Origin of the sequence: Legionella sp. PC997 (genome assembly GCF_014109825.1) — a bacterium.
In the GTDB taxonomy this organism is placed as follows: Bacteria; Pseudomonadota; Gammaproteobacteria; order Legionellales; family Legionellaceae; genus Legionella.
This window is the reverse complement of record NZ_CP059576.1, coordinates 1914559-1940622: the sequence shown is the minus strand read 5'-3', so window position 1 is coordinate 1940622 and position 26064 is coordinate 1914559. Positions and strand designations below refer to the sequence as shown.

Sequence of the window (26064 nt, the reverse complement as noted above, 5' to 3'; positions counted from 1 at the left end):
TTTTGTATCCTTTTTGTACCAACCATTCAGTGAGGAAATATCATGGCTTATGAAAAATTACTACTAGAATTAGAGTCACAGGGCTTTATGCTAGTCGATTTATTAAATCCCCTGGATTATTTTAGCCCTCTTGGTTATAAATTCGAAATAAATCTATCCCCTGAATTAGTATCAACTATAACTCCCTCTCAAAAAAATGAATTATTTGAAAAAATGTTCGCCATGAGTAAAGAATATATTAAATCAGTGCAAAACTGTGACATTCCTTTAAATATTTCTGAATTAAGTGCTTTAAAGGATTTAATCATAGATAATCCCATAAACACAAAAAAATTATTTTTTTATCTTACCGATAGTGCTCTAATCGACTACATAATAACAGCAGAAAACTTACCCGCTTTACGTGAGTTATTTCCTAGAAATGCTAGTCTCCAAAAACTGTCTTTAGCAGAGATAAAAGAAAGTATATTAGCAGAAAAGCAATTCTATGCTAGAGCATCTGTGAGAGGATTGTTTGCCCCCACAAAAGAACTGCCTTATAAATTAGCTGATAAAATAGGAAACTATCTTGATCTCAGAACTGCCAATGCGGTGGCTCAGACATCTATGGATGCAGCAAAACAAGCCAAAGATGCCTTGGATGCTGAAGATGATGACAATCCAGCACTAAAAAAATTCATCTAAATAAGTACATTTGTAAATCCCGAGGGTGGAGATAGTTGGGTCATTTGACCCCACTAATCCAGCTTTGATTATCTTAATTTAAATTATATTCATAAAGTTAACTCTACTGACCAGTATTCAGTGAATACAATAAAATAGGACTTAATTCCTCTTAAAATTAAAGTTTAACGTTTTTTAATTAGGATTAGATAATCCTATAGATAAGCGCACCTACTTTTCTAGCAGGTAAAGCAGATTTAGACACTTTATAGATATAACTTTTAAATTTAGGTAAAGGTTTTGCATAAAGTGAATTCCTGTCCTCACAAACTTGATCTTCATTTTTATGCCAAATTTCAGTATCAACCAATCCTGGACCAATGAGCACGACATCAATACTATTCAATTGTTAATGTATCTGAAAACGCTCTACACCGTGTTTTGAAACTGAATAAGGGTCAAAAAAAGGTTTACATATTTTATCTGATATTGAGCCCTGTTAATGATTTTTCCCGAGGTGTCTTTCAGTGTTCTATCAGCATCAGGTAACGAGATAAAAACTTGGTTACTTGAATTTGTTCAATAACATATCTTCAAGTTGACAACTAAATTCTTCAATCGATATTTCTATTAATGGCCCAACAACAGCCACTCCAGCATTATTAATCAATCTCCAGAGCAATTTGCGTTGTAATTGCTCATGTACCTGTTGTGCTGTACTTAGAACTGAATTTTGATCCGTTATATCCATATAAGGGGAATAAAAGTGTGCCAGTTCATTTGATACAAGTTATGCATCTTGTTCATTACGCACACTTGCAAAAAATCTTATGTCCTGAGCAATCAGTTTACTAGCTATAGCATATCCAATTCCAGATGAAACACCTGTAACCACCCGAACGCATTTTAGGCTCCTTGCACCTAGTTCAATGGTATAGATGTCCTTCTTGTTCATTAATTTTGTTTGCTATAAGTACGTTATCTTAGTTCATCAACCTAAAGATTTTTTGATTATTCATGCTCAGGATGTACTACAAAAATACCGGGTGCATTTCTAAGGTATTCGTTGTAATCCATGCCATAGCCAAATATATAATGATCTTCGACTTGTAAGCCTACGAAATCAGCTTTCTGTAATCCATTGGGAACACGTTTCCGATATTTATCCACCAAAACAGCGCTGTATATTTTTTCTGCACCCAATGATTTTATTTCATCAATAATTGCTGCCAGGGTAACACCACCATCAAGAATATCATCGACAACAAGAACAGTCCTACCTTGCAAATTGGCCGATGGTTTCACCTTCCAGACAATCTCTCCACCTCGGGTCTCACCTCGATAGCGGGTTGCATGGACGTAATCTACCTCTAATGGAAAGTCCAATCGTGGAAGTAAATTGCCTAAAAGGACTAATCCTCCAACCATAACACAGACCAGTACTGGATTTTGATCTTGCAATTCCTTATGGATATTAATTGCCATTCGATCAAGAGCTGCTTCAACTTCATTAGTAGTAAACAAGCAAGATGATTTTTCGTAAACTTCTTTTATTTTATCTGGAATAGTCATTGTGGGTCCTCAGGACAGATCTGGTTATAAATATGTATTCATTTAATCTTTTATTTTTCCTGTTCCAGGAAAAGGGCTAACTTTACTTCCATAGCCGGGATTATCTTTTACTTTGGCTGTCCCTTGTTGCGTAACTTCATCGATACGATAAATTGAATGCATCGGAATAAATGTTCGTTTTACACCATTAAACTCAAGCTTTAATCGTTCTTCAGAAGGATCAACAACTAATGCGGTTTGTTCACCGAACACTAATTCTTCGACCTCGAGAAACCCAAATATCTCACTTTCCTTTACAGAGCGCGCATAAATTTCATAAATTGCTTCTTGATTAGCAAAAGTGATTCTGAATATCGTTTTTTTATTCATAAAATTAACCTATTTTTATGGCAGAGCAAATTATACAAAAACAAAGGCACTCTATTCAATTTAAATTAACGTATATCCTCTATAACTCGCATTTCTTTATACAACTGCTAATCTTTAAACTATTAAGAGTGGTTAAATTAACTATTTTATAAATAAATGAGTTTAGTTAGGACGCACTATCATGTCACAAGCTCCTCTTCAATTAGATAAAATGATTTATTTTCAAAATTTGGTACCTGGTTTACAGCAGTCTCCGTTAATTAATGATTTTAAATCTGAATGTCTTGATGCGGAACCCAATGAGTCAATTAAAAAACAACGAGAGATGTTACTCATGGAGTTTCCTCCGATTCTTTCTTTTCGTAATGAACAGCAGAAGAAAAAATTTTATGAAGATGAAGCAGTAAAATGTCATCAGTTTTGTTGTGGTGGCTTATCACCTATTAGCGCCAACTTCGTAGATGATATTGCTTTTACTCCTAAGGACGACTATGTATTTTCTGCTGGCAACGGTCAACTTTATGAAGGAAGTACAAAAACGATAGATCAGACAATAAAAGAAGACATTACTCAACAGCAATTTGGAAGTCCAACTCAAAATACGTTGATGGATGGATTAATAAAATTTGATAAAGCAGTTACTCAGCGGATTCAAGCATCAGCCGCCATTGAAGCAGAATCGCCTTCATTAACAGAAATGAAAGCACCTAATCCCTTTGATACGACGTTTAAACCTAAGGAGCAGTAATCAATATCAATTTTGTATTTTATGGTTCTGAGAAGAAAAAATAACCGGCTGTAATGGAACTTGATAGTCTTTCATTGCAGACTCGGCGGGATGTACCTGTAAATCAGGTTCTATGATTTGATATTTTTGAGCAATATAGCAGTAAAAACCTGAAGGAAAAGGCCAAAGCATTTTGCCTATTTCATCCAAAAATGTAAATTTTTTAATTAATGATGAGTTATTTACTGGAGGAATATAACAAAAGTTACTCAGAGAATATTGCCTATACCCTCTTTGCAAAAAAATTCGATTTAAGCTAAAGGGGGTACGCATTTTAACTTTTTGGTCACTATAACAGTGCAGAAGCCCTGTTTTCATTGCTCCACCCCATAAACTCCAAGGATTAATACTTAATAATATAACAAAACCCATTGGTTTAAGGACGCGATCAATTTCATCAATTAAGCTAAAACTGTTGGCGAAGGGTTCAAGCGTGAGTGGAACAATAATACAATCAACACTATTACGATCGAGTGGAAGTTGGTTTAAAGCACATTCGATGTGGACTTTATTAGCTAAATAAAAAGGTGATGCGATCCATTTGTGAATGTAATTAAATTTTTTGAGCCATATGTTGTCCCCACAATTTCCCAATTGCAGTATGGTCTCGCCATGAGAGTAGACACTTTCATGTTCAATATTTACTACAAATTCATGAGCAGCAAAAAGCCCTAAAGGCGATTGAAACCATTTATTCAGGGCGCGATATTGTTTAAGTTGCCGTTCGATCAACAAAATAATGCCTTTTCAAATAGTTAATCCTCAATTAAACTACAATACAACGAGTTTCATATACATACAATCCATTTTTTGAGTTTAAATAGTGCCTTCGAAACCCATTAAATCTGGACAAAAAGAAACCTTTAGCAAGTTCTTCGTCATTAGTTTTTATTTAATAATAATATATGAACAACTCGAATATGAATGGAACACGTGATTTTATTAAATGAATTAACTATATTTAATATTATTATAAACTGATTGGAATTTATGTTAGGAAGCGATGAATTTAAATTACATGGAATAGGACAATTGTTTGTTCTTGAAAAGCTTTTGGACAAACCACAAGCTCTTGAGTTCTGTAAAAATGCCTCTGCAGAAAAAATATCTTTAGTTCAATACCTTGTCAAAAATAACATCTTATCAGCCACCCAAATTGCACTTACAGCAGCACATAATTTTGGTGCTCCTATGCTGGACCTAGACTGTATTGACATAGATTCTATTCCTACTGATCTGGTGAATGAAAAGTTAATTCGTCGTCATTCAATGGTTCCTCTATTTTGTCGCGGAAATAACTTATATCTTGCAACTGAAGATCCAAGCAAACAAGCTTCTTTAAAGGAGATTCAATTTCATACGGGACTTAATACACATGCAATTATCGTTGAGGCAGATAAGCTTAGTGCATTAATTGATCATTTACTCACCGTTAAGGAAACTCAAGGATTATCTGAATTTGTGGGTGATACAAGTGAGTTCGATGGAATTATCATCAATGAAGAAGAAGAGCATGAGACAGCAGTTGTTACTTCGCTAACGGAGGATGCTCCTATTGTTAAATTCGTTAACAAAATACTTCTAGATGCCATCAAACAAGGAGCTTCTGACATCCATTTTGAACCCTATGAAAAAGAGTACCGCATACGCTATCGACAAGACGGTATTTTACATGAAATTGCCACCCCACCTGGAAGCTTATCCACACGAATTACTGCACGTATAAAAATCATGTCGAGTCTTGATATTTCGGAAAGACGAGTTCCTCAGGATGGCGGCTTTAAAATGAAAATATCCAAAACGCGATCCATTGATTTTCGTGTAAGCACCTGCCCTACTACCTCAGGTGAAAAAGTTGTTATGCGGATCTTAGACCCTGGTTCTGCAAAATTAGGTATTGAAGCTTTAGGTTTTAGCCCTATTCAAAAAGAATATTTTAAACATGCTATTGAACGACCACAGGGAATGATCCTGGTAACAGGTCCAACAGGTAGTGGTAAAACCGTAACGTTGTATACCGCATTAAATATTCTTAACACTAAAGAAGTCAACATTTCTACGGCTGAAGATCCCGTAGAAATTAAAGTAGCTGGCATTAATCAAGTTAATATTAATCCTAAAGCGGGATTAACTTTTTCTAATGCATTACGTTCTTTTTTACGACAAGATCCTGATATCATCATGGTTGGTGAGATACGTGATTTAGAAACGGCGGAGATTGCAGTTAAAGCAGCTCAAACAGGACATTTAGTCCTCTCGACCTTACATACGAATAGTGCCGCTGAAACATTAAATCGTCTAGTTAATATGGGAATTGCAACATTTAATGTGGCCAGCTCCGTAACACTTATTATTGCCCAGCGTTTAGCTCGAAAATTATGCGAACATTGTAAAGTCTTAAGAGATGACTTCAATAAACCGAGTTTGTTAGAGTTAGGTTTTAAAGAGTCTGATTTGGAAGGAATTAAGTTATATAAAGCTGCAGGATGCGCTAGGTGTACCAGCGGATACCGTGGAAGGATTGGATTATTTGAGGTGCTGCCTATGACTAAAAAACTTGGCCAGATCATCATGGCTGGAGGAAACTCTCTGGAAATATTAAAAATTGCCCAGGAAGAAGGGATGATTACGGTTTATCAATCAGGACTTGAAAAGATAAAACAAGGGATTACAACTATTGAGGAAGTCAATCGGGTAACCGTTGACTAACTGGGCAAAAAATGAAAAAAAATGCCAATACAACCTTAACTTTTCATTACACTGGAGTTAATAAGGCAGCTCAACAAGTAAATGGAGATATTGAGGCCAGAAGTCTTGCTTTAGCCAAAGTCGAATTACGCCGACAAGGAATTGTTGTCAATAAAATTGCTAAAAAACGTCCACCTCTATTTAGTTTAAAAAGTAAAAAAATAAAATCTGGGGATATAACTGTATTTAGTCGCCAATTGGCCACAATGATTGAATCCGGGATCCCTCTAGTACAATCCTTTGATATTGTGGCAAAAGGACAATCCAATAAACGATTTAAAGAATTAATTGAGACAATAAAAAGAGATGTTGAGACAGGATTAACGCTCTCAGAATCACTGCAAAAGTTTCCAGCATATTTTAATGAATTATTTTGTAATTTGGTTGAGGCGGGTGAGAAATCGGGATCTCTAGATATTATGCTGGATAAAGTTGCAACCTATAAAGAAAAAATAGAGACAATAAAGAAGAAAATTAAAAAGGCATTAACCTACCCTCTCGCGGTAATGGTTGTTGCTTTCCTTGTTACTGCAGGTTTACTTATTTTTGTGGTTCCACAATTTGAGGCATTATTTAAAGGTTTCGGTGCCGACTTACCTGCAATGACCCAAGCTGTAGTGAGTATGTCGAAAATTTTTCAATCCTATTGGTATCTAATTTTTGGAGTTTTAGGAGGCGCGATTTATGCATTTGTTTATGCGAAAAAACACTCACCCCAATTCGCGCAAAATGTAGATAGAATGCTGTTAAAAATACCCGTAATTGGTCCTATTATTGAAAAAGCAGCGATCGCTCGTTTTGCAAGAACTTTATCGATTACGTTCGCAGCCGGCTTGCCTTTAGTTGAAGCGCTTAAATCTGTGGCAGGTGCCACAGGAAATATTATTTTTGCCAAGGGTACTGATAATATTAGGGAAGAGGTCTCCACGGGACAGCAAATGAATAAAGCTATGGAGAATACGCAATTATTTCCCAACATGGTGATCCAGATGGTTGCCATTGGTGAGGAATCAGGTGCTTTAGAAAAAATGTTAAGTAAAGTTGCTGATTTTTATGAAGAAGATGTTGATAATGCAGTTGACTCCCTGAGTAGTTTATTAGAGCCTGTTATTATGTGTGTTTTAGGTGTCTTGGTCGGTGGACTGGTTGTTGCAATGTATCTACCTATCTTTAAACTGGGATCTGCAATATAACATTATAATCTAATCGCTTATAGCCTGGGTGCAGCGAAGCACATCCTGGGAATTTATGACCTAAAAACCTAGGTTAGCTTCGCTGCACCTAGACATTTTCAGCAGGATCTTTCAATGATATATGAACTTATTAACACTCCATGGTTTATGTATGTGGTAATTGCTCTATTTTCGCTTGCGGTGGGTAGTTTGCTAAATGTAATTATATACCGTTTGCCTATAATGTTGGAACGAGAATGGAAACAACAATGTTATGAACTAGTTGGGGGCAAGGAAGATGAGCAACAAACAATTAATTTATTTGTTCCACGATCTTTTTGCCCATCGTGCAAAGCTATGGTTAAAGCGTGGCAAAATATCCCAATTTTAAGCTATCTATTGTTACGTGGGCGTTGTTATCAATGTAAAAATCCAATCTCTATTCGCTATCCTTTGATTGAATTAAGTACCTTACTCCTATCATTATTTGCAAGTTGGCATTTTGGCTTTACCTTACAATTAGTATTTGTATTGATTGGTATTTGGATATTAATTTGTTTAATTTTTATCGATTTGGATCATCAAATATTACCTGACAGTTTAACCTTAGGCTTATTGTGGATTGGTCTCATTGCAAATACTCAATCTCTATTTACTCCCTTACCTCAGGCAGTACTCAGTGCTGCGGGAGCTTATATGGGATTATGGATATTTATCAAACTATTTTATTTGTTTACGGGTAAAATAGGCATGGGGCATGGGGATTTTAAGTTATTTGCTGCATTTGGAGCTTGGTTTGGATGGGTATTTTTACCGCTAATCCTCCTTCTAGCCTCAATTAGTGGTACAATAATTGGTTTATTGTATTTGCATTTACAAGGTAAATCCAAAGATACAACAATTCCATTTGGTCCTTTTTTATGCGTAAGCGGATTAATTTCTTTATTCTGGGGCCATAGTATAGTCAATTGGTACTTGCATTTTTGGATGTAAAATGAATAATCAGGATTCATAAATGGCTTATCAAGTAATTTTATTTGATCTAGATGACACACTAATTGATTTTGCCTATTCTCAACGAATGGGGTTGATGGATATCTATAAACAATTCTACTCAACTGTCGAATACACACTTTTTGAGCGTCTTTACAAAGAAATTAATGCTTGTCTTTGGAGCAAGGTGGGAACCAAAGAACATGCCCTCATGCCAAGCGATGTAAGATTGTTACGATTTGTACAGTTAAATCAAAAACTTTCTTGTACTACTCCACCAGAAGTAATTGCAGACGCATATGATATCAATCTGTATGTCCATGCACATTGGCTACCCAACGTGAGAACTGCTATTGAATTCTTACATCAAAAAGGACATATTTTAGGTATTATTACCAATGGTTTCGTCGAAGTACAAGGAGAAAAAAGGCAAAGACTCCAGTTAAAGAATTGGTTTGATTGTTATATAGTTTCTGATGAAGTTGGTGTTGCTAAACCTAACGTAGAAATTTTTAATATTGCGCTACAAGAAATTACTAGCAAACGCAAACAAGTAATTGAAAAACAGTCCATGTTAATGGTTGGTGATTCGATTATTAGTGATGGTTATGGAGCAAAGAACTTTGGAATCGATTATTGCCTAATTAATAATCGAACATTAACTAACGACTCTTTGGAAACCCCTATTAAATACACCCTTCGCTCTGTTGCTCATTTGCCGGCAATTATCGGGTATGAAACTGAATATATGGATTTCTTGAAATCAAGCATGAACACAGAAGTACTCATATAATTGCCTTTAATAAGCTAAAAGAAAAACGTATCTTGATGTAGTGCGTGAGTACATTACTACACTGTTTAATCCAAAAATTAACATTTTTTTGTTTCGAGCTTAGCCAGTTGTTCAATCAGATTTTTGAATAAAATCACACCAATATAAATACCAGCATTTGCAAGCAGAATACAATTAGAAGAAAATAAAATTTATCGCGACTCACCCAAGCAAAAGGATTGATATGGATATTAATTTAACAGTATTTGCTGCCCCAATATTTCTAATTTTAATTGGAATTGAATGGAGCATTTCTTATTACAAAAAATCTAGCGTATATCAATTTAATGATTCTATTAATAATTTGAGTACTGGCATACTAGAAGAAATTGCGGCTCTACCAGTAAGGGGGGCAATAATTTTTGGTTATTATTATTTGTATGAGCATTTTGCTGTGTTTCACATAAATTCTCATCTTATTATTTCCTGGATCCTACTCTGGCTTGGTGTTGATTTTTGTTATTATTGGTACCATCGAGCAAGTCATCGATGTAATTTTCTTTGGATAGGGCACTCGGTTCACCATCAAAGTGAAAATTATAATTTATCGGTTGCCTTAAGACAGGGCTATTTCCAAACCCTAACATCTTGGGTTTTTTATCTGCCCCTAGCTTTAATAGGCTTTCCCACCTGGATGTTTGTTCTGATCGCTTCAAGCAATACTATTTATCAGTTTTGGATCCACACTCAATCAATAAATCGAATGGGATTGTTGGAAATAATGTTTAATACACCCTCGCATCATAGAGTGCATCATGGCATAAACCCGCAATATATCGACAAAAACTTCGCCGGAAGTTTAATTATATGGGACAAGATTTTTGGTACCTTTGAACCAGAAAAGATTCCTGTAGAATATGGAATCACTGAGCCGCTTGAAACATGGAATCCGTTTTATGCCAATGTTAAAGTCGTTAAAGACGTATTGTATTATGGAAAAAATCTGAAAAATAAGCTGGACCTTATTAAAGCATTTTTTATGCCACCAGAATGGGTAATTAATCAGTTACAAGAGCAGAATGATATTCCCAAAAGAGTGGTAAATAAGAAAAACAGCCAATCTCCCAAACTATATATGTTATTCAATATCGCCCTTGCAATAGTTCTTTACGCTTACCTCTCATTTATCTTCACTTTAGACTCACTGAGCTCATGGCTTATGGGAGTATTTATTTTATTTACCCTCTATACATTGGGTTCAATTGCCAACGGGAAACAAAAAAATTTATTTTTTGAACTACTGCGTTCCATTATTCTTTTATTTATTCTTCTCTCATTAAAAAATGGTATATTTTTATCTTTCGGTTTAGCTATATTGTTTTTACTGGTAAATCTTTTCCTATTTCGTTTTAGTTTGTTTAGAAAACAATCCTATGTATCTTCTATTTCAGCATAAAATCAGGGGTTAACTTAGTCGAGTTAGCCCGAACCCAAGTTTTATAGACTATAATAAAAACAGCTAATAAAGTATTTGACTTTCGTTTCTCTGCGCTCAGTTAGTTGTTAGACGTAGTGAATATGAAGATTTCTATCTCGAAAAGTACTTTGCTAATAACGCAAAACTAAACAACTAATTTGGGGAGACCTTTATGAGAGTTGGCAAATACTATAACGATAATCTAGTTGTCATCTATGCCTATGTAATCAGTAAAAAACACTGCAGAGTTCACGTGTCCCCTATCATGCTGGAGACATTAGTTCTACTCTGAAGAACAAGAAATTAGTTTTAAATAAACGATATTGATGTATGTGATATAAGGAGCAAGCAATGAACAATTCAGCATATTTTCCTATACAAATAATATTCAATAATCTCAAACACTCAAAATCAATTGAGAGTAATGTACGCAAGCATGCTGAAAAATTAGGGAAGTATTTTGACGGTATTATCAGTTGTAATGTCAGCTTAGAAACGCATCGACATCACAATAAAGGAAAAATTTTTCATGTGCGTATTGATCTTGTTGTTCCAAATGCGGAACTCGTCGTAAATCGAGACCTAGCAGAAAATCACGCGCATGAAGACGTTTATGTTGCAATAAGAGATAAATTTCTTGCTATGACACGACAACTAAAAAAATACGTTCATAAACAACGTGGGGAAATAAAACACCATGAACTACCTACTGTAGGATTGGTTCGAGAAATCGCACCTATAGCTGATTACGGTTTTATTGAAACCATTGATGGAAGAAGACTTCGTTTTACCAGTAAAAGTGTAATTGATTATGATTTCAGTAAGTTAGAAGTTGGAAAAAAAGTTAGTTTTGTTGAAGCAAAAAGTAATGATGGTCCAGCAGCAAGTACTGTTTATGTGAAATAAAATAATTTGATGAAAAAGACATATTGCCTTTTTCATCAAAGGGATGTTTATTTTAATCCTCGTTCAGTAAATAAAATTTGCCTACTTATCATTGTCGCGGTTCATCAAGTATTTTTACTGCCAAGACTCGTTTCTTATAGGGGCATGATGATAATATAACGTACTTTTACACCTAATTTTAAACTCAAATTATGGATAAAATTGCTGCAGTCTATGTCACCAAACCTGAATTCCTGCCCATACTTGCTGAAGAATTAGGTAATGTTTCCAAAATTGTAGAAAATTTAGTTTTTTCTTCTCATAAAAAACTGGATGTATGTTTTGCACAGGACATTTGGTTGGAACCACAAACAGAAACTTTTCAATCTATTTCAGAGGCAGTAAAAATCCTTCGTCAAGCTGGCAGATTTTGGCACCTACATCCTGTTTCTCATGTAAGACGCTCACGATTAATCGAAGAACAATTACGTCAGACTCCTCCCCTTTTGCGCCAGTTTCCTATTGAAGAGGAAATTCCACAAATTGGTGCCTTTTGCTTATTAGATAAAAATACTTTGATATATAGCCAAAAACGCCAGAAAAAATGGCCTAATGGAACATGTTATTTTATTGAAGATAAATTAAATCCACCCAATCGAGCCTACTTAAAACTATGGGAAGCACTAACCCTTTTAGAAAAATACCCAAAGCCAGGTGACCAAGTCTTAGATTTGGGCGCTTCTCCAGGAGGATGGTCTTATGTGATGCAATCCCTGGGTACTTCAGTGACATCTGTTGATAAGGCTTTATTAGATCCACAAATTGCTAAATTACCTCGCATTAACTACTTGCAACAAAGTGCCTTTGCTCTAGATCCGATGCAGTGGGAACAAAGCTATGACTGGGTATTATCGGATGTCGCCTGTTATCCGGAGCGAGCTTATGCACTCATCATGAAATGGATAGAGTCGGGAAAAGCCAAGCAATTGATCTTTACTATAAAATTACAAGGAACGATTGAGATGGCCACAATAAAAAAATTTCAAAAAATACCAAATTCTTTTCTTACCAATATGTTTTATAACAAGCACGAAGCAACATTTTTTTATCCATTTGGAAATAATCCTATAAATCGCTGAAAGTTAATATTCTTTTAATAAATTAGATCTAGACTATTAGTATAAGTCTTTAATATTAACCATTCGAGAATGTTATGTCTGGTTCAAAAGAAGAAATTAAATTAACCAGTGATAAACTACATAATAAAAACTGTTTTAGCTATTTGAGGCACGTGAAGTTACCTCGTGCTGTTATTGATTTAAAATTACTTCCAGAAAATGTTATTAACAGCATCTCGTCATTACAAGAACCCCAGTTCAATGTAATGTCCCAACTACCTCAAGATTTAACGAACTATACAGGTAGCTATATATATTGCACTGATCAAGAGAGTAAAAAATTATATTTTATTAAATCAGATGGTACATCTGAGTCAGTACAAATTGAGGATTTTGATTTATTTGATCAGAACCTACAACAGATGAATGGTAAGGGTTTGAAGCAATTCAATCTTAAACCTACGCAAATTGAAACATTGATTACCTCCAACGGAGGTCACCTTCCCTATGACTCCAGCTACCCATATGCTGATTTATACACCGAATTTTTTGATTATCTTGAAGATAATATTAAAAATATTTTTGATAAACCCCGGGCAGCTTTGCTACTTGACCGCGAGCGACTTGCAGTATATCTAGAAACTATCCGAGTTGATCCCAAATACCTTCCTTATTCGTTACAAAAAGCATATGTTGGAAATATGGGAGTTTTACCTTCTATAAAACCAATAGGGGATTTGAAGGAAAAGGCAAAGCGAATAGAAGATGAGATCGATGCATTAGATGAATTTATTTTTTCTCTTTATGCAAATGATAATCATATTTTGGAAGATACTTTTGGCAATATTAGAGAAATAACCCTAAAACAGAATCCAAGTTCATCAAGCATTGAAAAATCCATTTCAAATTATGTAAGCGATAAAGAAACTCCTATCAATAAAAAATCCCACTCACCAGCATATGAGGGCTCTGCAGTTGGTCGGGTTACCGCCATGATGGCTAAGGAATACCATCCACAACATGGAACCAGTTTGTCAACAATCAGACATTATCGCTACAATGTTAATGGCCCTATAGAATACCGTTTTGGTACTCAGGGACAACGTCACGAAGGTAAGGTTCGCATAAGCCCATTATTCAAACGGTTTTTAAAAATTGAAGCCGAAAGAGAGGAAGCCAGGGTAGAACAAGCAAAAAAAGAACGCGAGGCACGCTTGAATGCAACAGGAAAACAAGCTCCCAACCAAGCAGAAGGAACCAACGCTCTAGAAAAGAGTGCCGATCATGGAGAGATAGATGAAGATAGAATAACTCATATTTATTTCAACCTTTTAGGTCGTGATAGAACCGGTCTGGAAGGAACAAAGGAAAAGGAATTAACTCAAAAGCTAGAAGCACTTGAACTACACCAAAAGGAAGACGGAACCATATCTGGATATAAAAATGTAGCTGTCATTACCCTTCCTGCAGATAAGGGGTTGATGTGGCAAAAAGCGTATGCAGATACCACAACAAAATATAACTCAAAAAATGTAATTGAAGATTTTTTACGGATTGCACAAGAATCTAAAGGATATGATCTCCATTTGAGGAACAAATTACCTGAAGACCTCACTCAATTTCAAGGAAGTTATATATATTGTAGCGATGATAAAATTAAAACGCTGTACTATATTAATGCAGATGGGGAATCTAAAGAGGTACCCATAGAAAACATTGCTCAATTTGAGAAAAATCTAAAAGAAATAAAGGAACAAGACTCGGACTTAATACATCTTACAGATGATCAAGCCAAGAGCATGATTGCAAGCTCAGACCACACCCCTCCTGGACTGATGAAAATAAAAGACTTTCACATCAGTGAGCGAATTCGCAGAAAAATATTTAAGGATGGAGGCAAGTATACCCACGAAACTGAAGCCAAAGTTTTAAAAGGACTACTTGATGAGAGCTTTAAGGCTTTAGGTTATTCAGAGAAAACTGAATTAACTGAAGCTGAACGGCAGGCAGTCTGGTTCCATTTTGTTAAATATCAACTACCAAACCACATCATAGAATCTCTAAACCCCAAAAGTATTAACTTCAGTTGTAAAGATGCAATTGATCGAGGTGGAGTAGCCTCTGCTTATTATAACCTAGTGAAATCTTTTAACTTAACTGATTCCGAACAGAAAAAGGAAGTAGGAAACAAACCAATGAGTAGGGAAGAGTTCGAAGAAGCATTACATGCCGCGCCCACCATGGTTAAAGGTCGTGGTATGAATCATCATAGAAAGCTTATCTGGAACGCTGTTGATGCTTATGTTAATGCACACTATAACGACCTTAAAAATAATTCCGATAAGGCATGGCTTATAGAATGGAGGGACTATAATTGCCCCCATGAGCGCGTCGAAAGTTTGCTAAAACAACGGTTAGGAGAAGGTTTGGTAGAAATAGAAGAACACCTTCGAACTGAACAAAACTCTCCTAAAATAAAAGCCCTTACCCAAGGAAAAATGATTTTAGAAGAAATAGATCAGCAAACAAAATTGGGTGTTAGTGGAAGACGTGTGTTGTTGGAAACCGCTGTAAGCACTACGTCAATGTCGCTCAGTCCTGACACCCAAAAGCCTGAAAACATCGACCGATACCAAAAACTTTATGATAAGCTTGAAATAAGCTTTCCACAATTAACAGTTTTAAGAGGTTTATTAAAAATCTTTGCTGGAACAGTAACAGATATAGTTTTAGGTGCATTGTCTATGGCCTCTTTTGGAAAAATAGACATAAAATCTGATCTGACATCCCGAGGTTGGGCTACATTTAATACTGGGTGGGATCTTTCTGCACGAAAAACGTTGCAATCAGTGATGAAAAATCAACTGGAAGAGATGAAAATGAAAGGTAATCAAAAAGATGATCAAAAAGACCCTAATGAGGACTCTACCTTGAGCGGTGCGAATTCAAATGTGGAATGTAGCTAATATCTTTCCTTTAAATACAATCTCCTTAAATAATTATTTATAAAAAAGATTAACAATTAAAATATATTTGTTAAGCTTTCTTAAACATGGAATAGGTATTTATTCATTTCAATCGAAATTTCAGGGAAATAAATCATGAATCTAAAACTTAAAGGCAAAACAGCGTTAGTTACCGGCTCCACTGCAGGTATAGGGTTTGCAATCGCGGAACTATTAGCTCATGAAGGCGCAACTGTTGTAATTAATGGGCGAACTAAGAATAGGGTCACTGAGGCAATGCAACAAATAAAAACGCATAACCCCGAAGCCAACTTAATTGCCGCGCCTTCTGATTTAAGTCTAAAAAAAGAAACAGAGACATTACTTAAACAAATTCCCACAGTAGATATTCTGGTCAATAATGTTGGTATTTATAACACAAAGCCCTTTGTGGATATTTCCGATGAAGAATGGTTGCATATGTTTGAAGTCAATGTAATGAGTGGTGTTCGTTTAAGTCGTCATTACTTGGTTCCGATGTTAGAGCAAAATTGGGGCAGAATCATATTTATTTCAAGTGAATCAGGTGTCCAAATTCCGCCCGAGATGGTGCATTATGGCATGAGTAAAACAGCACAGCTTGCCATTGCTCGTGGAATGGCTGAGACGACAAAAGGAACTAATGTAACTGTTAATGCAGTTCTTCCTGGACCGACCAGTAGCGAGGGTATTAGCCAATTTGTAAACGATCTTGGTAAACAGCAAAATAAATCAACAAAACAAATTGAGAAAGATATTTTTGAAGATTTAAGACCAACCTCGCTAATCAAGCGATTTGCCTCCCCTGAAGAAATCGCCAATATGGTTGTATTCTTATGCAGTCCATTATCCTCTGCTACCAATGGAGCGAGTATTCGTGTGGATGGTGGGATTATTAGAACAATTGCATAGTAAATTAAGTAAAGTTGGTGTAGTGGAAATTACCAAATAATTTATTTCACTGCACCAAGGAGCTAAATCATTTATAAATTAAACCTATTAATTTTTGAATCCCTTCAGACCTTCAATGCTTTCTAAGCACTATATTCTTGCCTGGATCAACAAACAACTCCCCTCCTAATCAGAATTTTAATCCTTTCAAGATGCTCCGGATTTCGAGGACAAGCTGCAGTGAGATTGAAATTTATTAAAAAGGTGAGGTTCCCTTAGGTTTTAACGCCAATGAAGATAGCACATTGATCTTGCCTCTCATACACTTCAAAATCCGTCTCATACGTTCTGATAATATTGGATTGGGTTTCAAAATAAGCCCAGATTGCTTGCCAGGTTTCGATAATTGCTTTTGGCATAGGACCTGTGTTTTTAAAAACAAGATAATTCCCTTTATTTACTCTGGTGGTATTAAAATGATTTATTATTGCCGAATTATCAAGTTCGACTCCTGCAGTGACAGTATAAAAGCCATTACAATCTGATTCATAATCTGAATAGACTCCATAAATCGGTACATGAGATTTTTGTGTTGGAATTTTTGACGCATAAAATCTGTGCCAAAGTTCTGGAAGTTTTGCAGTTTGAGGATTAAATTCGTCGAAATTGCGGGTTCGCTCACTTAATCCCATAACAGTAAATGACTCGCTTTTAACAAGCTGGGGTGTAATGTCTTTCATAACCAGTTCTCTCTTAATTTGAAACCACACAGCTGCATAGCAGCAACAATAGTTACCAATATAATTGAAGCTGATGACAGTTTTTGTCAGTAGAGCACAGTTATTTCATACTTATTTCTTCGATAAGTTTTATTGTGTCTGCTGTAAGTTCAAATGAGTCCAGATCCAAATCTTCTCTCATATGCTGTTCACTGCTAGTTCCAGTTAAGGGAACCATCCCAATTTGCAATGCGAATCGAAAAATAATTTGTGGTATCGATTTTTTATAATGTTTCACAAGCTGATGCATAATATTAGTGATTAAATAAGTTTGGTTTGCTGTGAGCAAAGAAAATCCCTGATAAATTATTCCATGATTTTTACAAAATAATCGAATTGCTAAATCCCATTGCGTACTGGCAAAACAACGATTTTGAACGAAAGCAGGTTTTACCCGTGCAGCATGATAAAGGGCATCTAGTTGATCTAAATTCACATTTGAAATACCAAGTAATTTGATTTTTCCTTCATGATATAAATCCTCCATTGCGTTCCAAATATCTAGATCGTCTTGAACAATCCCCGAATTATAAGAGGGACCATGAAGAATGTATGAATCAAGGTAATCAGTTTGTAAGTGTTCTAGTGAGCTTGCAAATGATTGTATCACTTGCTCTTTATATGAATCGGTTTCGTCAAAAGGCTTGCGCTCATCTTGACCATGGGCGGGTGTGAATTTTGTTTGCAAGAATAACTCATTGCGTTGTTTTCCACTGGCTTTTAAAAATTGCTGAACTCCAAGCCCTACTCCTTCTTCAAAATAGTGCATGCGTTGGTTTGCTGTATCAATTCCAGTAAATCCGTTTTTTAATGCCTGAAAAGTAAGCTCTTGGCTTCGCTCTTCTTTCCAAGCTGTACCATACAGAAAAGGTGGAATACTAATATGATGGAACTCGTGTTTAAATGCTTCAAGCATAAAATAGCAACTCAATATTGGATTATTAGAATAGTTTTAACGTATTCTTAAAGAAAAATAAATCAACACACTAATTTTCATAAAATTAATTTTATTTACTTGGATTTATTTGTTGCAAAAGTTGCCTTCCATTTTTTTAAAAGCAGTTGGCGACGTTCAGGATAACCCATTTCTGTTAGATTTAATTCAATAATACGATCTGTTCTAAAGTGTCGAAAATCCTGCCTTAGTTCGCACCACGCAATAAGAATACGAACTTGATCAAAAAAACCCAGTGCTAATGGCCAGATAAGCCGCTTTGATGAATGTTCATTTACATCTCGATAGAGCAGTTGTAGTTTTCTTTCCAAACGAATTGCTTTTCTAATTAAAATTAAATCAGAATCTTTACTTTCGGCAACTATGCCTGGAGCAATAAGAAGTCCAGATATTTCTAGTTGTTCTCGTAATTCATTAGGCAATACCGCTGCAATTTTAGCTAGTGCATTTTGTGCAGCAAATTTGAGTTGAGTGTCTGTTCGATCCGCTACCCATCGTGAACCAAGAACTATAGCTTCAATTTCTTCTGGGGTAAACATAAGTGGAGGAAGAGTAAATCCTGGGCGCAACATATACCCCATACCTGCTTCGCCTTCAATTTCAGCCCCTTGTCCTTTAAGCATCGAAATATCTCGATACAAAGTTCGAAGACTAATCCCTAACTCTTGGGCAAGCGTTACACCACGTACTGGGAACCGATGCCGTCTTAATATCTGAATTAAGTCTAATAATCGTTCAGTTCGTGACATTTACAAAAACCACCCTCGGAATTTAGTGTTATCTTATTTAAGTTAAGTTTTAAATGCCAATATTTTTCAAATCTCTTCTCAAAAATCCCCTTTTTCCAAAGAAAAATGAATAACCATTCTGTTTGATTAATATTCTCTTAAGATTTAATTGGTAAAATTACAGACCATGTGTTCGTGTAATGGGCAGATCCAAGAGGTAATATATGGGTAAAAGCTCCCTTCCTAAAGACATTAGACAAAGTGAAATAAACTCTATTTGTGTTTTGTTAAATCATAATTTAATTCGTACTACTCAAGATTTAATTACCCATTTTGCTCAACTTATTGAACAAATTCGCAAAAATCCACAAATTTTCAAAGAAACCTACACCCCGGAACAATGCATTCAAATACTCAAAAAAGCAATTAAAACTTACAATAATATCTATGCATATAACATTACACTAAAAGAAGAACTCATAGATCAGTTTATTGGCGCGGAAAAAACAAGAATATCAGTTGGAACAACAAAAAAATCCTCTGTTGAGACGCTAGTTGAAGATGATTTAACTAAAGTAACAAAAGGTTATGATCGTCTAGAAATGGCTCAGGAAAATGTCCAGCAAATTTCTAACGAGATTTTAAGTGTGTTAACTAATAAGGAGTTTGCTGTAGTTCCACAGATAATAATCGGTTCGGGTGATACGGGAACTACCCTTTGGCTTGAACAATATAAAGCACATCATGGGACCAGCCAAACACTCTTAGCTAAGGGTGATCTTCCGCCAGTTTTAATGATAGGTGAAGATTCTGGTAGTTGGAGACATAATTATACGCTTGCCCAACCTTATAGCATCCTTGAGCGAACAACATGTAAAGAAAATCCCTCCATCTATTTATCTACAGAGTATTATCGAAAAAATCCTCATGCAAATGGTCGACATGTCTATCAAGCAAATCAAGTGAATCTTGGTTTTACTGAAGCTCCTCTGTTACGTGCATTTGTATCAAAAATTGAAAAAAGAAGTAATCATTTAAATGATTGGCAATCCTCAGATCATGAATATCGTGTGATAGTAGAGACGCCTAATGGAACTAAGAAGATCTATGCAAATGAACTCAACATATGCACAGGCCTGGGTCCTGCACGAAATATCATTTCTGGCTCATTACTCTCATCGGATGAGTTCAATCATTTAAACAAATTTGATTCTAAGAAAGGATTCACACCGATTGTCGATGGTAATCAATTTATTTTAACGGATACAGAGGAACGAGTTAAAGCACCAAGAAAATTAGTGATCTACGGAGGTGGGGGAACCGCCGCTGCCTGCTACAGGAAGGGTTTTTTTGGTCATGATAAACGCACTGAAAATATGGAGTTTAATAAAACAAATCAACAAAACTCTGTTATCTGGATTGCAAAGCAATTTGATAAAGCGGGAACAGGAAAACTAGCTACGACTGCATTAGGCACAGCAAAATCCCGTGGAGATTTAATACAAGCCGAATTAATCAAAATTGAACAGCAAATTAATGGAAGCTTATTATTAACCTTTACAACTGAAAGCTCCGCTGCTCAGAAAAAAACAAAAGCATTCACTATTGAATGTGATCAACTTATTTACTCTGTTGGTCAAGATGATAATCGTATGAGAAATATTTGCAAGGAAATCGAGGCCGATGTATCACTTGTTTATGATAAAAATAATATGGTTCTTCATGTATGCTCAGCGGATAAAAAAGTATTTTTCTTTGGCGCAGCAGCTATGGCAGTACGAGAAAAGGAATATATGGATGCAACCTGGAAATGGCTTAAATCCGAAAACATTGGTGGTGATGTAGGTCCAGGATCAATGCCCCCTTCCCGAGCGCAAATCAAGAGTTATAATTTTTGGTGTGGTCTCCATCCAAATAGTATTAATGCCAACATGGACAGTCAATATTTAGTTATTAAATACTTAGAAAAATCCGGTGTTGAACCAAAAGTGGCTGCCTGTTTTGTAGAGGATTTGTTAGAAGCAAGAAAAACAAGTACGTGTGGGGCTTCCCACTCAATGATTTTAGCACTTTTAAAGAAACATCAGTTAGATGAAATCATTGAAATAAAAGGACATGGACATCTAGCATTAAAAACAGACAGTAAACCTGTTCCAACCCAATCGAAACAAAAACTTTTATCCTGGCTTGGCCCACAAAGAACATCAAAAGATGCAGATGTTCTCGTATCCTCTGTTCATGCAAAGAAAACATCTAAGGACACTATAGAAAAAGAGGAACAGGGTGTACAATTAATTGCAGAGATAAGAACCTAAGAGTCTTATGTTCTTTCTTATGCGGTAAAAAATAGTAAATATTTTGTATGCTCTTTTAACAACTCAATTGGAATCAACATGCTATTAGCTAAATTTCTTGAGTTAAATGATCAAGAAAATTACCAGCAGACCAAGTTATTAAGCCTAAAAAAACGATTGGATCCCGATTTTTTTTATCAAATAATCGCAGAAGCAGATCATGAATTGTTATTCAAACTTGCGATGAATAATCCTGAAATTGATGCAATATGTAAAGCCCCTGAATTAAAATCTCACTGGGAGGACATGTGGCGTCTTTGTGGTGTTAATCCAAAAGAAAATGCTTCTATAAACTATGAGGCTGTGCACGAATATCAACCCATGCCTACGATTTCTTCATGTTTTGATCTACTAAAAGGTCTTTATCTTTATGAAAATTTTAAAAAAATTTTTAAAGAGATGGAGCACACACAAGAATTATATGACAATGCGGAGGAGTTTTTGGCGGCCTCTGGTCTTTATGGATGTTTTTTTGCCTTAAATGCGTTATGCAAGGGAGGGCTAGAGCTATTACACTATAAATTTGATGAAAAGATTGCAGAAAAGATAATTTTTTATGCCCAACTTGCTGCAAAATATTATTTATCTGCAGGGTACTTACTTTTAGCAAATGTTTATCAAGAATTACTTCAATATCAAAACGAAACGAACTTAGTTGGATGGAATTTATCGCTTCTAGCATTTCAAGCAATGAGTGTTGCAAAAAGACTAGAGCAATACTCTACCCCCATGCTCAATAATGCGTATCAAGGAAAAACATTAGAAGAAGCAAGTAATGGACAAATAACTAGTTTTTCGCAAGCCTTAAACAGGTTGCAAAGATTTCTGACACTATCCCCTTTAGACCTAGAAGTGGCTACAAGTGCAGCAATTGTTGAGGCTACGGCAATAAAAAGAACCTACAAATTAGAAGAATCGCTGACTCCTACTCGGCTTGAGGAAGAACATTCAGCTGCAAAACCAAAAATGTCATGAAGCAAGAACTCAAACTAACCTTATTCCTTCAACGCAATTGAGTCATTTGTTGTATGAAGTATCTATAGTGCACACTTAGGTCATCCATACGAGTTTTCAACAAAGGATCTCCTGATTCTATAATTCGCATGAAAACTGCCACAAAGAAAGCTACAAATTTGAAAAGTATTGTTCCCTTATACCACCCAAGCTAAACTACCAAAAAATAAGATTATGGATGCCTATAGTGAGGAATATATCAAGGAGACTGCTTACACAAGCGCATAAGCCCTTTGATTTTTTAAGTCAGTTCTTATTGTTACTTATTCTAATAATTGCTTTTGTGCCCTTTTCTCCCAAAATGCCTGCTTCGGGGATCGATACTTCATGGGCACTGGGACTAAACCAAGCAGTCGCTCAGGGGTTGGCTTTTGGTAAGGAAATAATATTTACCCTAGGCCCCTATTCGTCTCTGTATACAAAAGCCTATCATCCAGCAACTGATCTCATGATGATTTTAGGATGTTTTTACCTCGCACTCATGTACTGGGTTTGTTTATTTTTTTTAATGCAAAAAAAGAGATGGTATTGGACTTTAATTTATTGCGTACCATTTCTAGGGATGATTTATTCGCGGGATTCTTTGTTTTTTTCTTATCCACTACTTGCAGGATTATGCAGTTTCAAAATCATCTATTTGGAACATAAGCATCGTCTATTACTTGCTTTTCTTCTCTTCGCTCCATTTGGGCTACTGGCCTTAGTAAAAGGGTCCATGTTAATTATTTGCTTACTTATACTTTTTCTTTATTTCATTTTTTTTCTTGCTTATAAAGAAAAAAAAATTGCACTAATTTGTCTTATTTCTCCTTCAATATCAATTATTTTATTTTGGTTGGTCGCGGGACAATCTCTACTTACATTACCTGATTACCTCACCAGTTCACTTTTCATAGCATCCGGATTTACTGAGGCCATGTCATCTAATGGTAATATGAATGAAGTCATTCTATATGTGCTTACTTGCCTATTAATATTGTTAACCATTTCGTGGAACAAACAGATACCCTTTTCTACAAAAATATTTTTGTTAAGCATGTATTTTATTTTTTTGTTTGTTTCTTTTAAAACCGGTTTTACTCGTCATCTTGGTCATGCATTTATCCCGGGAACCTCCATTTTGCTTGCAGCGTTACTTTTAACTCTGATTTTAAATACCTGGATCAGTTATCTGCTCATCATTTTTTCATTGAACACTTGGTATTACATCAATAGCCAGTATACTCACATATCCATCCGGAATAACTTTATCTCTACTTCTTCCTCTGCCTGGCATGGGTTACAGAACAGAATTCAGGATTTCTCCTGGCTCGAAAAAAATTTTTCATTTAGTATGAATTTCATACGTGAGCAAGCGGCTTTCCCCATTTTACAAGGCACTACGGATATTTACTCATACGATCAAGCTTATCTATTATCCTCACAGAATACATGGGCACCTCGGCCAACTTTTCAGAGCTATTCTGTTTTTAATGCAAGTTTGGCAAGTAATAATAAAAAACATCTTCAGGGGAAGTATAAGCCTGATAATATTATTTTTAAAATTGAACCTATAGATCAACGAGTTCCCTCTTTGGAAGATGGTGCAAGTTGGCCTTTATTGCTGTTGAATTATCAACCTATTCATTACAATAATAATTTTCTATTTCTTAGAAAAAAGAAATATGAATATTCAAAAGAAGTTATTGTGTTAAAAAAAGAATCTCATTTGCTTGGTGAAAAAGTCCAACTACCAGAAAGCGATTTATTATTTGCTGAAATTAAGCTAACTCCTACTCTTTGGGGAACATTAGCGACCATTATCTTTAAACCGCAACAATTGCACATTACTATGAATCTTAACAATGGTCGCACCAAACAATATCGTCTTGTGGCTAATATGGCGAAATCAATGTTCCTTATTTCGCCTCTTATTGAAAATACTGCCGAATTCTCGATGCTTTATAAAAGAAATAACGAATTAGATGCTAAGAAAGTTCAGTCCTTGGTCATTACCACAAATCAGGAAAGAAATTGGCATTGGAACAACGAATATATTATCAATTTTAAGCGATTGACTCAGTAGAATTTATCTTTGAAACGCTTAACCTCTTATTACTCGGTTAAGCGATGGATTTTTGGTATTTCCTATTTGATAGCTCCACGCCGTCTATTTTTGTAACGAATATCCATCATCAAGCCAGCCTTGTAGTCCGGTTTCTAACGATAAGATATTGGAATAACCCATTTTTTGTAAGTTGTCTGCTACTAAGGCACTTCGAAATCCCCCACTACAATAAACAAGGACTGGAGCGTTCAAATCTGGAATTTTCTTTTCAATATCTCGTTCGATAATGCCCTTACTTAAGTGAATTGCTGTAGGAATATGTCCAGTATCCCATTCATTAGACTCACGCACATCTATAAGATGCAGCGGTTCTTGCCGCTCAATTTTTTCTTTTAGTGTTTTAGGTGTTATTTCGGTAATACGTTTTTTAGACTCAGCTACTAGTTTCAAAAATCCTTGCGCATGTTGTTTCATTACCTTCTCCTAACATTTTGTTTTATTGTATTTTACTTCTTAATCTTGACATCTTTGCTTGCCCAAACCACATTAAGGGCATAAATCAACCGTAGTGCTATAATTATAATCAAAGATAATAAAATCGATCATTGAAAAAATCGTTGGAGTGTTTTTGATGAAAGCAAGAGAATTTTTCGGTCGCGTAAAGCCACACCAAAGTGGGTCTTCATACTCCAATGTTGTACTAGATTACCTAAATACACGCAATAGTTCCATTTTAAAAGATTTTAAAAGGGTATATAAAACAAATTGGCATTCAAGTCATGAACCATTTCCCAAATTTGTTACGCGTCTAGAAAGCGATCATAAAAAAAACTTCATATTTAGAGGTATGAGCAATCATGAAGTTGCTGATTTTTTAAAAAGAAAAAGATTTCTCTGTGGGCCCAGCAAAAAGAAACAGGATCATTATAACATTCCTGAGCATGTCATTCTAAATAATACAACCAAGTTTGGTTCATTTACTCCATCATTACAAGTTGGCGGTACTTATGCAAGCATGAGTACCATAGTTCCTAGCTCCGGAGCAATTGTCACAACCAATTTCCCTCCTTTTTTCGTTAACCCTAAAGAAATCCTGGGCACTCATGAAGAACTATATAAACGTTTTAAAAAGCGTTATGACTTAGAAACAGAAATGAATACAGAATTTCAGGGGCTTACGGATGTCCTAGAAACAGCAGGGAAAAACATAGAAATTACCATGATTCGAAATTTTGGAAAAAAATATGTTGGATTAGAACTACATGATGTAAAAGATATTCATCTTTTGACAGTCCCCGGTCAAATATTATGTAGTTGGACCAGTATCAATACCCCTTTGCATGAAGTAAGTTTTGAAAATCCAGAATACAAACTCAGGGTGTGTTCTGTAAAGGTTGGGTTTGCTGAGCATGATGCCTATCTTGCTGACGAGTATGATTTAGTTAATCAAAGAAATCGAGATATAGGATTGATTCCTCCTGAGGGTAGAGTAATTACGATGCATGAAGCAAAATATTTAGCGAAATCAGGTTTATTGGAACTGCTTAATAATATGTATGAAAATGATGATGAAACATATATTTTTTCCTATGTGCCAAGCGATATTGCAGTTAATGATATCGATGCTATTCGTGAGTATATGCTTAAAACCATCGAATCTTTACCACACATGAGAAAAATGGAGTCCAGAATAGAAGAACTTACCGATGAGGAACAAAGAGAAAAGCCTGATGTAATATAATAGAGACGTGCGACC

The 26064-nt window shown here is 35.5% G+C and carries 23 protein-coding genes; 15 read left to right on the top strand and 8 right to left on the bottom strand.

All coding sequences use genetic code 11. The features are described 5' to 3' along the window. Nucleotides 1-42: 42 nt before the first annotated feature. On the top strand, nucleotides 43-684 hold the full coding sequence (locus tag HBNCFIEN_RS08275) for a hypothetical protein (protein WP_182390646.1): 642 nt from the start codon (nucleotides 43-45) through the stop codon (nucleotides 682-684). A 544-nt stretch (nucleotides 685-1228) separates the two neighbouring features. Here the strand turns inward: HBNCFIEN_RS08275 and HBNCFIEN_RS08270 are convergent. The 3 genes from HBNCFIEN_RS08270 to HBNCFIEN_RS08260 all read right to left on the bottom strand — a co-directional run bounded on the left by HBNCFIEN_RS08270 (nucleotide 1229) and on the right by HBNCFIEN_RS08260 (nucleotide 2604). Beyond that, nucleotides 1229-1414, bottom strand: coding sequence for a hypothetical protein (locus HBNCFIEN_RS08270; protein ID WP_182390645.1), 186 nt, complete (start codon nucleotides 1412-1414; stop codon nucleotides 1229-1231). A 260-nt stretch (nucleotides 1415-1674) separates the two neighbouring features. Beyond that, nucleotides 1675-2235 (bottom strand): hypoxanthine-guanine phosphoribosyltransferase, encoded by a 561-nt coding sequence (locus HBNCFIEN_RS08265; RefSeq protein WP_182390644.1) that lies wholly within the window; start codon nucleotides 2233-2235, stop codon nucleotides 1675-1677. 42 nt (nucleotides 2236-2277) lie between these two features. Next, nucleotides 2278-2604 (bottom strand): DUF1820 family protein, encoded by a 327-nt coding sequence (locus HBNCFIEN_RS08260; RefSeq protein ID WP_182390643.1) that lies wholly within the window; start codon nucleotides 2602-2604, stop codon nucleotides 2278-2280. Nucleotides 2605-2785: 181 nt separating this feature from the next. On the opposite strand from HBNCFIEN_RS08260, the gene HBNCFIEN_RS08255 reads away from it, so the two are divergent. Further along, nucleotides 2786-3352, top strand: coding sequence for a hypothetical protein (locus HBNCFIEN_RS08255; RefSeq protein ID WP_182390642.1), 567 nt, complete (start codon nucleotides 2786-2788; stop codon nucleotides 3350-3352). 6 nt (nucleotides 3353-3358) lie between these two features. Here HBNCFIEN_RS08255 and HBNCFIEN_RS08250 read toward each other — a convergent pair whose 3' ends face one another. Continuing rightward, nucleotides 3359-4126 carry a methyltransferase domain-containing protein gene (locus HBNCFIEN_RS08250; RefSeq protein WP_182390641.1) on the bottom strand — a complete coding sequence of 256 codons (768 nt, stop codon included), beginning with the start codon at nucleotides 4124-4126 and terminating at the stop codon, nucleotides 3359-3361. 255 nt (nucleotides 4127-4381) lie between these two features. On the opposite strand from HBNCFIEN_RS08250, the gene pilB reads away from it, so the two are divergent. The 9 genes from pilB (at nucleotide 4382) to HBNCFIEN_RS08205 (ending at nucleotide 16452) form a co-directional block, all read left to right on the top strand. Then, on the top strand, nucleotides 4382-6100 hold the full coding sequence (gene pilB / locus HBNCFIEN_RS08245) for a type IV-A pilus assembly ATPase PilB (protein ID WP_182390640.1): 1719 nt from the start codon (nucleotides 4382-4384) through the stop codon (nucleotides 6098-6100). An 11-nt stretch (nucleotides 6101-6111) separates the two neighbouring features. Then, on the top strand, nucleotides 6112-7332 hold the full coding sequence (locus HBNCFIEN_RS08240) for a type II secretion system F family protein (RefSeq protein WP_182390639.1): 1221 nt from the start codon (nucleotides 6112-6114) through the stop codon (nucleotides 7330-7332). Between the two features lie 114 nt (nucleotides 7333-7446). After that, on the top strand, nucleotides 7447-8304 hold the full coding sequence (locus HBNCFIEN_RS08235; RefSeq protein WP_182390638.1) for an A24 family peptidase: 858 nt from the start codon (nucleotides 7447-7449) through the stop codon (nucleotides 8302-8304). Nucleotides 8305-8326: 22 nt separating this feature from the next. After that, a complete protein-coding gene (locus HBNCFIEN_RS08230) occupies nucleotides 8327-9097 on the top strand; it encodes an HAD family hydrolase (protein ID WP_182390637.1) in 771 nt (256 codons plus the stop codon). 223 nt (nucleotides 9098-9320) lie between these two features. Beyond that, on the top strand, nucleotides 9321-10532 hold the full coding sequence (locus HBNCFIEN_RS08225) for a sterol desaturase family protein (RefSeq protein ID WP_182390636.1): 1212 nt from the start codon (nucleotides 9321-9323) through the stop codon (nucleotides 10530-10532). 372 nt (nucleotides 10533-10904) lie between these two features. Continuing rightward, nucleotides 10905-11459, top strand: coding sequence for an HPF/RaiA family ribosome-associated protein (locus HBNCFIEN_RS08220; RefSeq protein ID WP_182390635.1), 555 nt, complete (start codon nucleotides 10905-10907; stop codon nucleotides 11457-11459). 191 nt (nucleotides 11460-11650) lie between these two features. Beyond that, nucleotides 11651-12577: an SAM-dependent methyltransferase gene (locus HBNCFIEN_RS08215; RefSeq protein WP_182390634.1), complete on the top strand. Its 927-nt coding sequence runs from the start codon at nucleotides 11651-11653 to the stop codon at nucleotides 12575-12577. 74 nt (nucleotides 12578-12651) lie between these two features. Beyond that, entirely contained in the window at nucleotides 12652-15522 is a 2871-nt protein-coding gene (locus HBNCFIEN_RS08210) for a hypothetical protein (RefSeq protein WP_182390633.1), read from the top strand. Between the two features lie 135 nt (nucleotides 15523-15657). After that, nucleotides 15658-16452, top strand: coding sequence for an SDR family NAD(P)-dependent oxidoreductase (locus tag HBNCFIEN_RS08205; protein WP_182390632.1), 795 nt, complete (start codon nucleotides 15658-15660; stop codon nucleotides 16450-16452). A 254-nt stretch (nucleotides 16453-16706) separates the two neighbouring features. On the opposite strand, the gene HBNCFIEN_RS08200 is transcribed toward HBNCFIEN_RS08205, so the two are convergent. The 3 genes from HBNCFIEN_RS08200 to HBNCFIEN_RS08190 all read right to left on the bottom strand — a co-directional run bounded on the left by HBNCFIEN_RS08200 (nucleotide 16707) and on the right by HBNCFIEN_RS08190 (nucleotide 18914). Further along, complete coding sequence (locus HBNCFIEN_RS08200) at nucleotides 16707-17171, bottom strand: GyrI-like domain-containing protein (RefSeq protein WP_182390631.1); 465 nt, start codon at nucleotides 17169-17171, stop codon at nucleotides 16707-16709. A gap of 100 nt (nucleotides 17172-17271) precedes the next feature. After that, nucleotides 17272-18126, bottom strand: a complete 855-nt coding sequence (locus HBNCFIEN_RS08195) for an aldo/keto reductase (protein ID WP_182390630.1) — start codon at nucleotides 18124-18126, stop codon at nucleotides 17272-17274. A 95-nt stretch (nucleotides 18127-18221) separates the two neighbouring features. After that, on the bottom strand, nucleotides 18222-18914 hold the full coding sequence (locus tag HBNCFIEN_RS08190; RefSeq protein ID WP_182390629.1) for a YafY family protein: 693 nt from the start codon (nucleotides 18912-18914) through the stop codon (nucleotides 18222-18224). 203 nt (nucleotides 18915-19117) lie between these two features. On the opposite strand from HBNCFIEN_RS08190, the gene HBNCFIEN_RS08185 reads away from it, so the two are divergent. From HBNCFIEN_RS08185 to HBNCFIEN_RS08175, 3 genes are all read left to right on the top strand, one after another. After that, nucleotides 19118-21208 carry a hypothetical protein gene (locus HBNCFIEN_RS08185; protein WP_182390628.1) on the top strand — a complete coding sequence of 697 codons (2091 nt, stop codon included), beginning with the start codon at nucleotides 19118-19120 and terminating at the stop codon, nucleotides 21206-21208. Between the two features lie 78 nt (nucleotides 21209-21286). Beyond that, nucleotides 21287-22222 carry a DUF5630 domain-containing protein gene (locus HBNCFIEN_RS08180; protein ID WP_182390627.1) on the top strand — a complete coding sequence of 312 codons (936 nt, stop codon included), beginning with the start codon at nucleotides 21287-21289 and terminating at the stop codon, nucleotides 22220-22222. 217 nt (nucleotides 22223-22439) lie between these two features. Continuing rightward, nucleotides 22440-24326 carry a hypothetical protein gene (locus HBNCFIEN_RS08175; protein ID WP_182390626.1) on the top strand — a complete coding sequence of 629 codons (1887 nt, stop codon included), beginning with the start codon at nucleotides 22440-22442 and terminating at the stop codon, nucleotides 24324-24326. A gap of 84 nt (nucleotides 24327-24410) precedes the next feature. Here the strand turns inward: HBNCFIEN_RS08175 and HBNCFIEN_RS08170 are convergent, their stop codons facing one another. Further along, nucleotides 24411-24782, bottom strand: coding sequence for a rhodanese-like domain-containing protein (locus tag HBNCFIEN_RS08170; RefSeq protein ID WP_182390625.1), 372 nt, complete (start codon nucleotides 24780-24782; stop codon nucleotides 24411-24413). A gap of 157 nt (nucleotides 24783-24939) precedes the next feature. On the opposite strand from HBNCFIEN_RS08170, the gene HBNCFIEN_RS08165 reads away from it, so the two are divergent. Continuing rightward, nucleotides 24940-26049: a hypothetical protein gene (locus HBNCFIEN_RS08165; RefSeq protein WP_182390624.1), complete on the top strand. Its 1110-nt coding sequence runs from the start codon at nucleotides 24940-24942 to the stop codon at nucleotides 26047-26049. Nucleotides 26050-26064 lie beyond the last annotated feature (15 nt).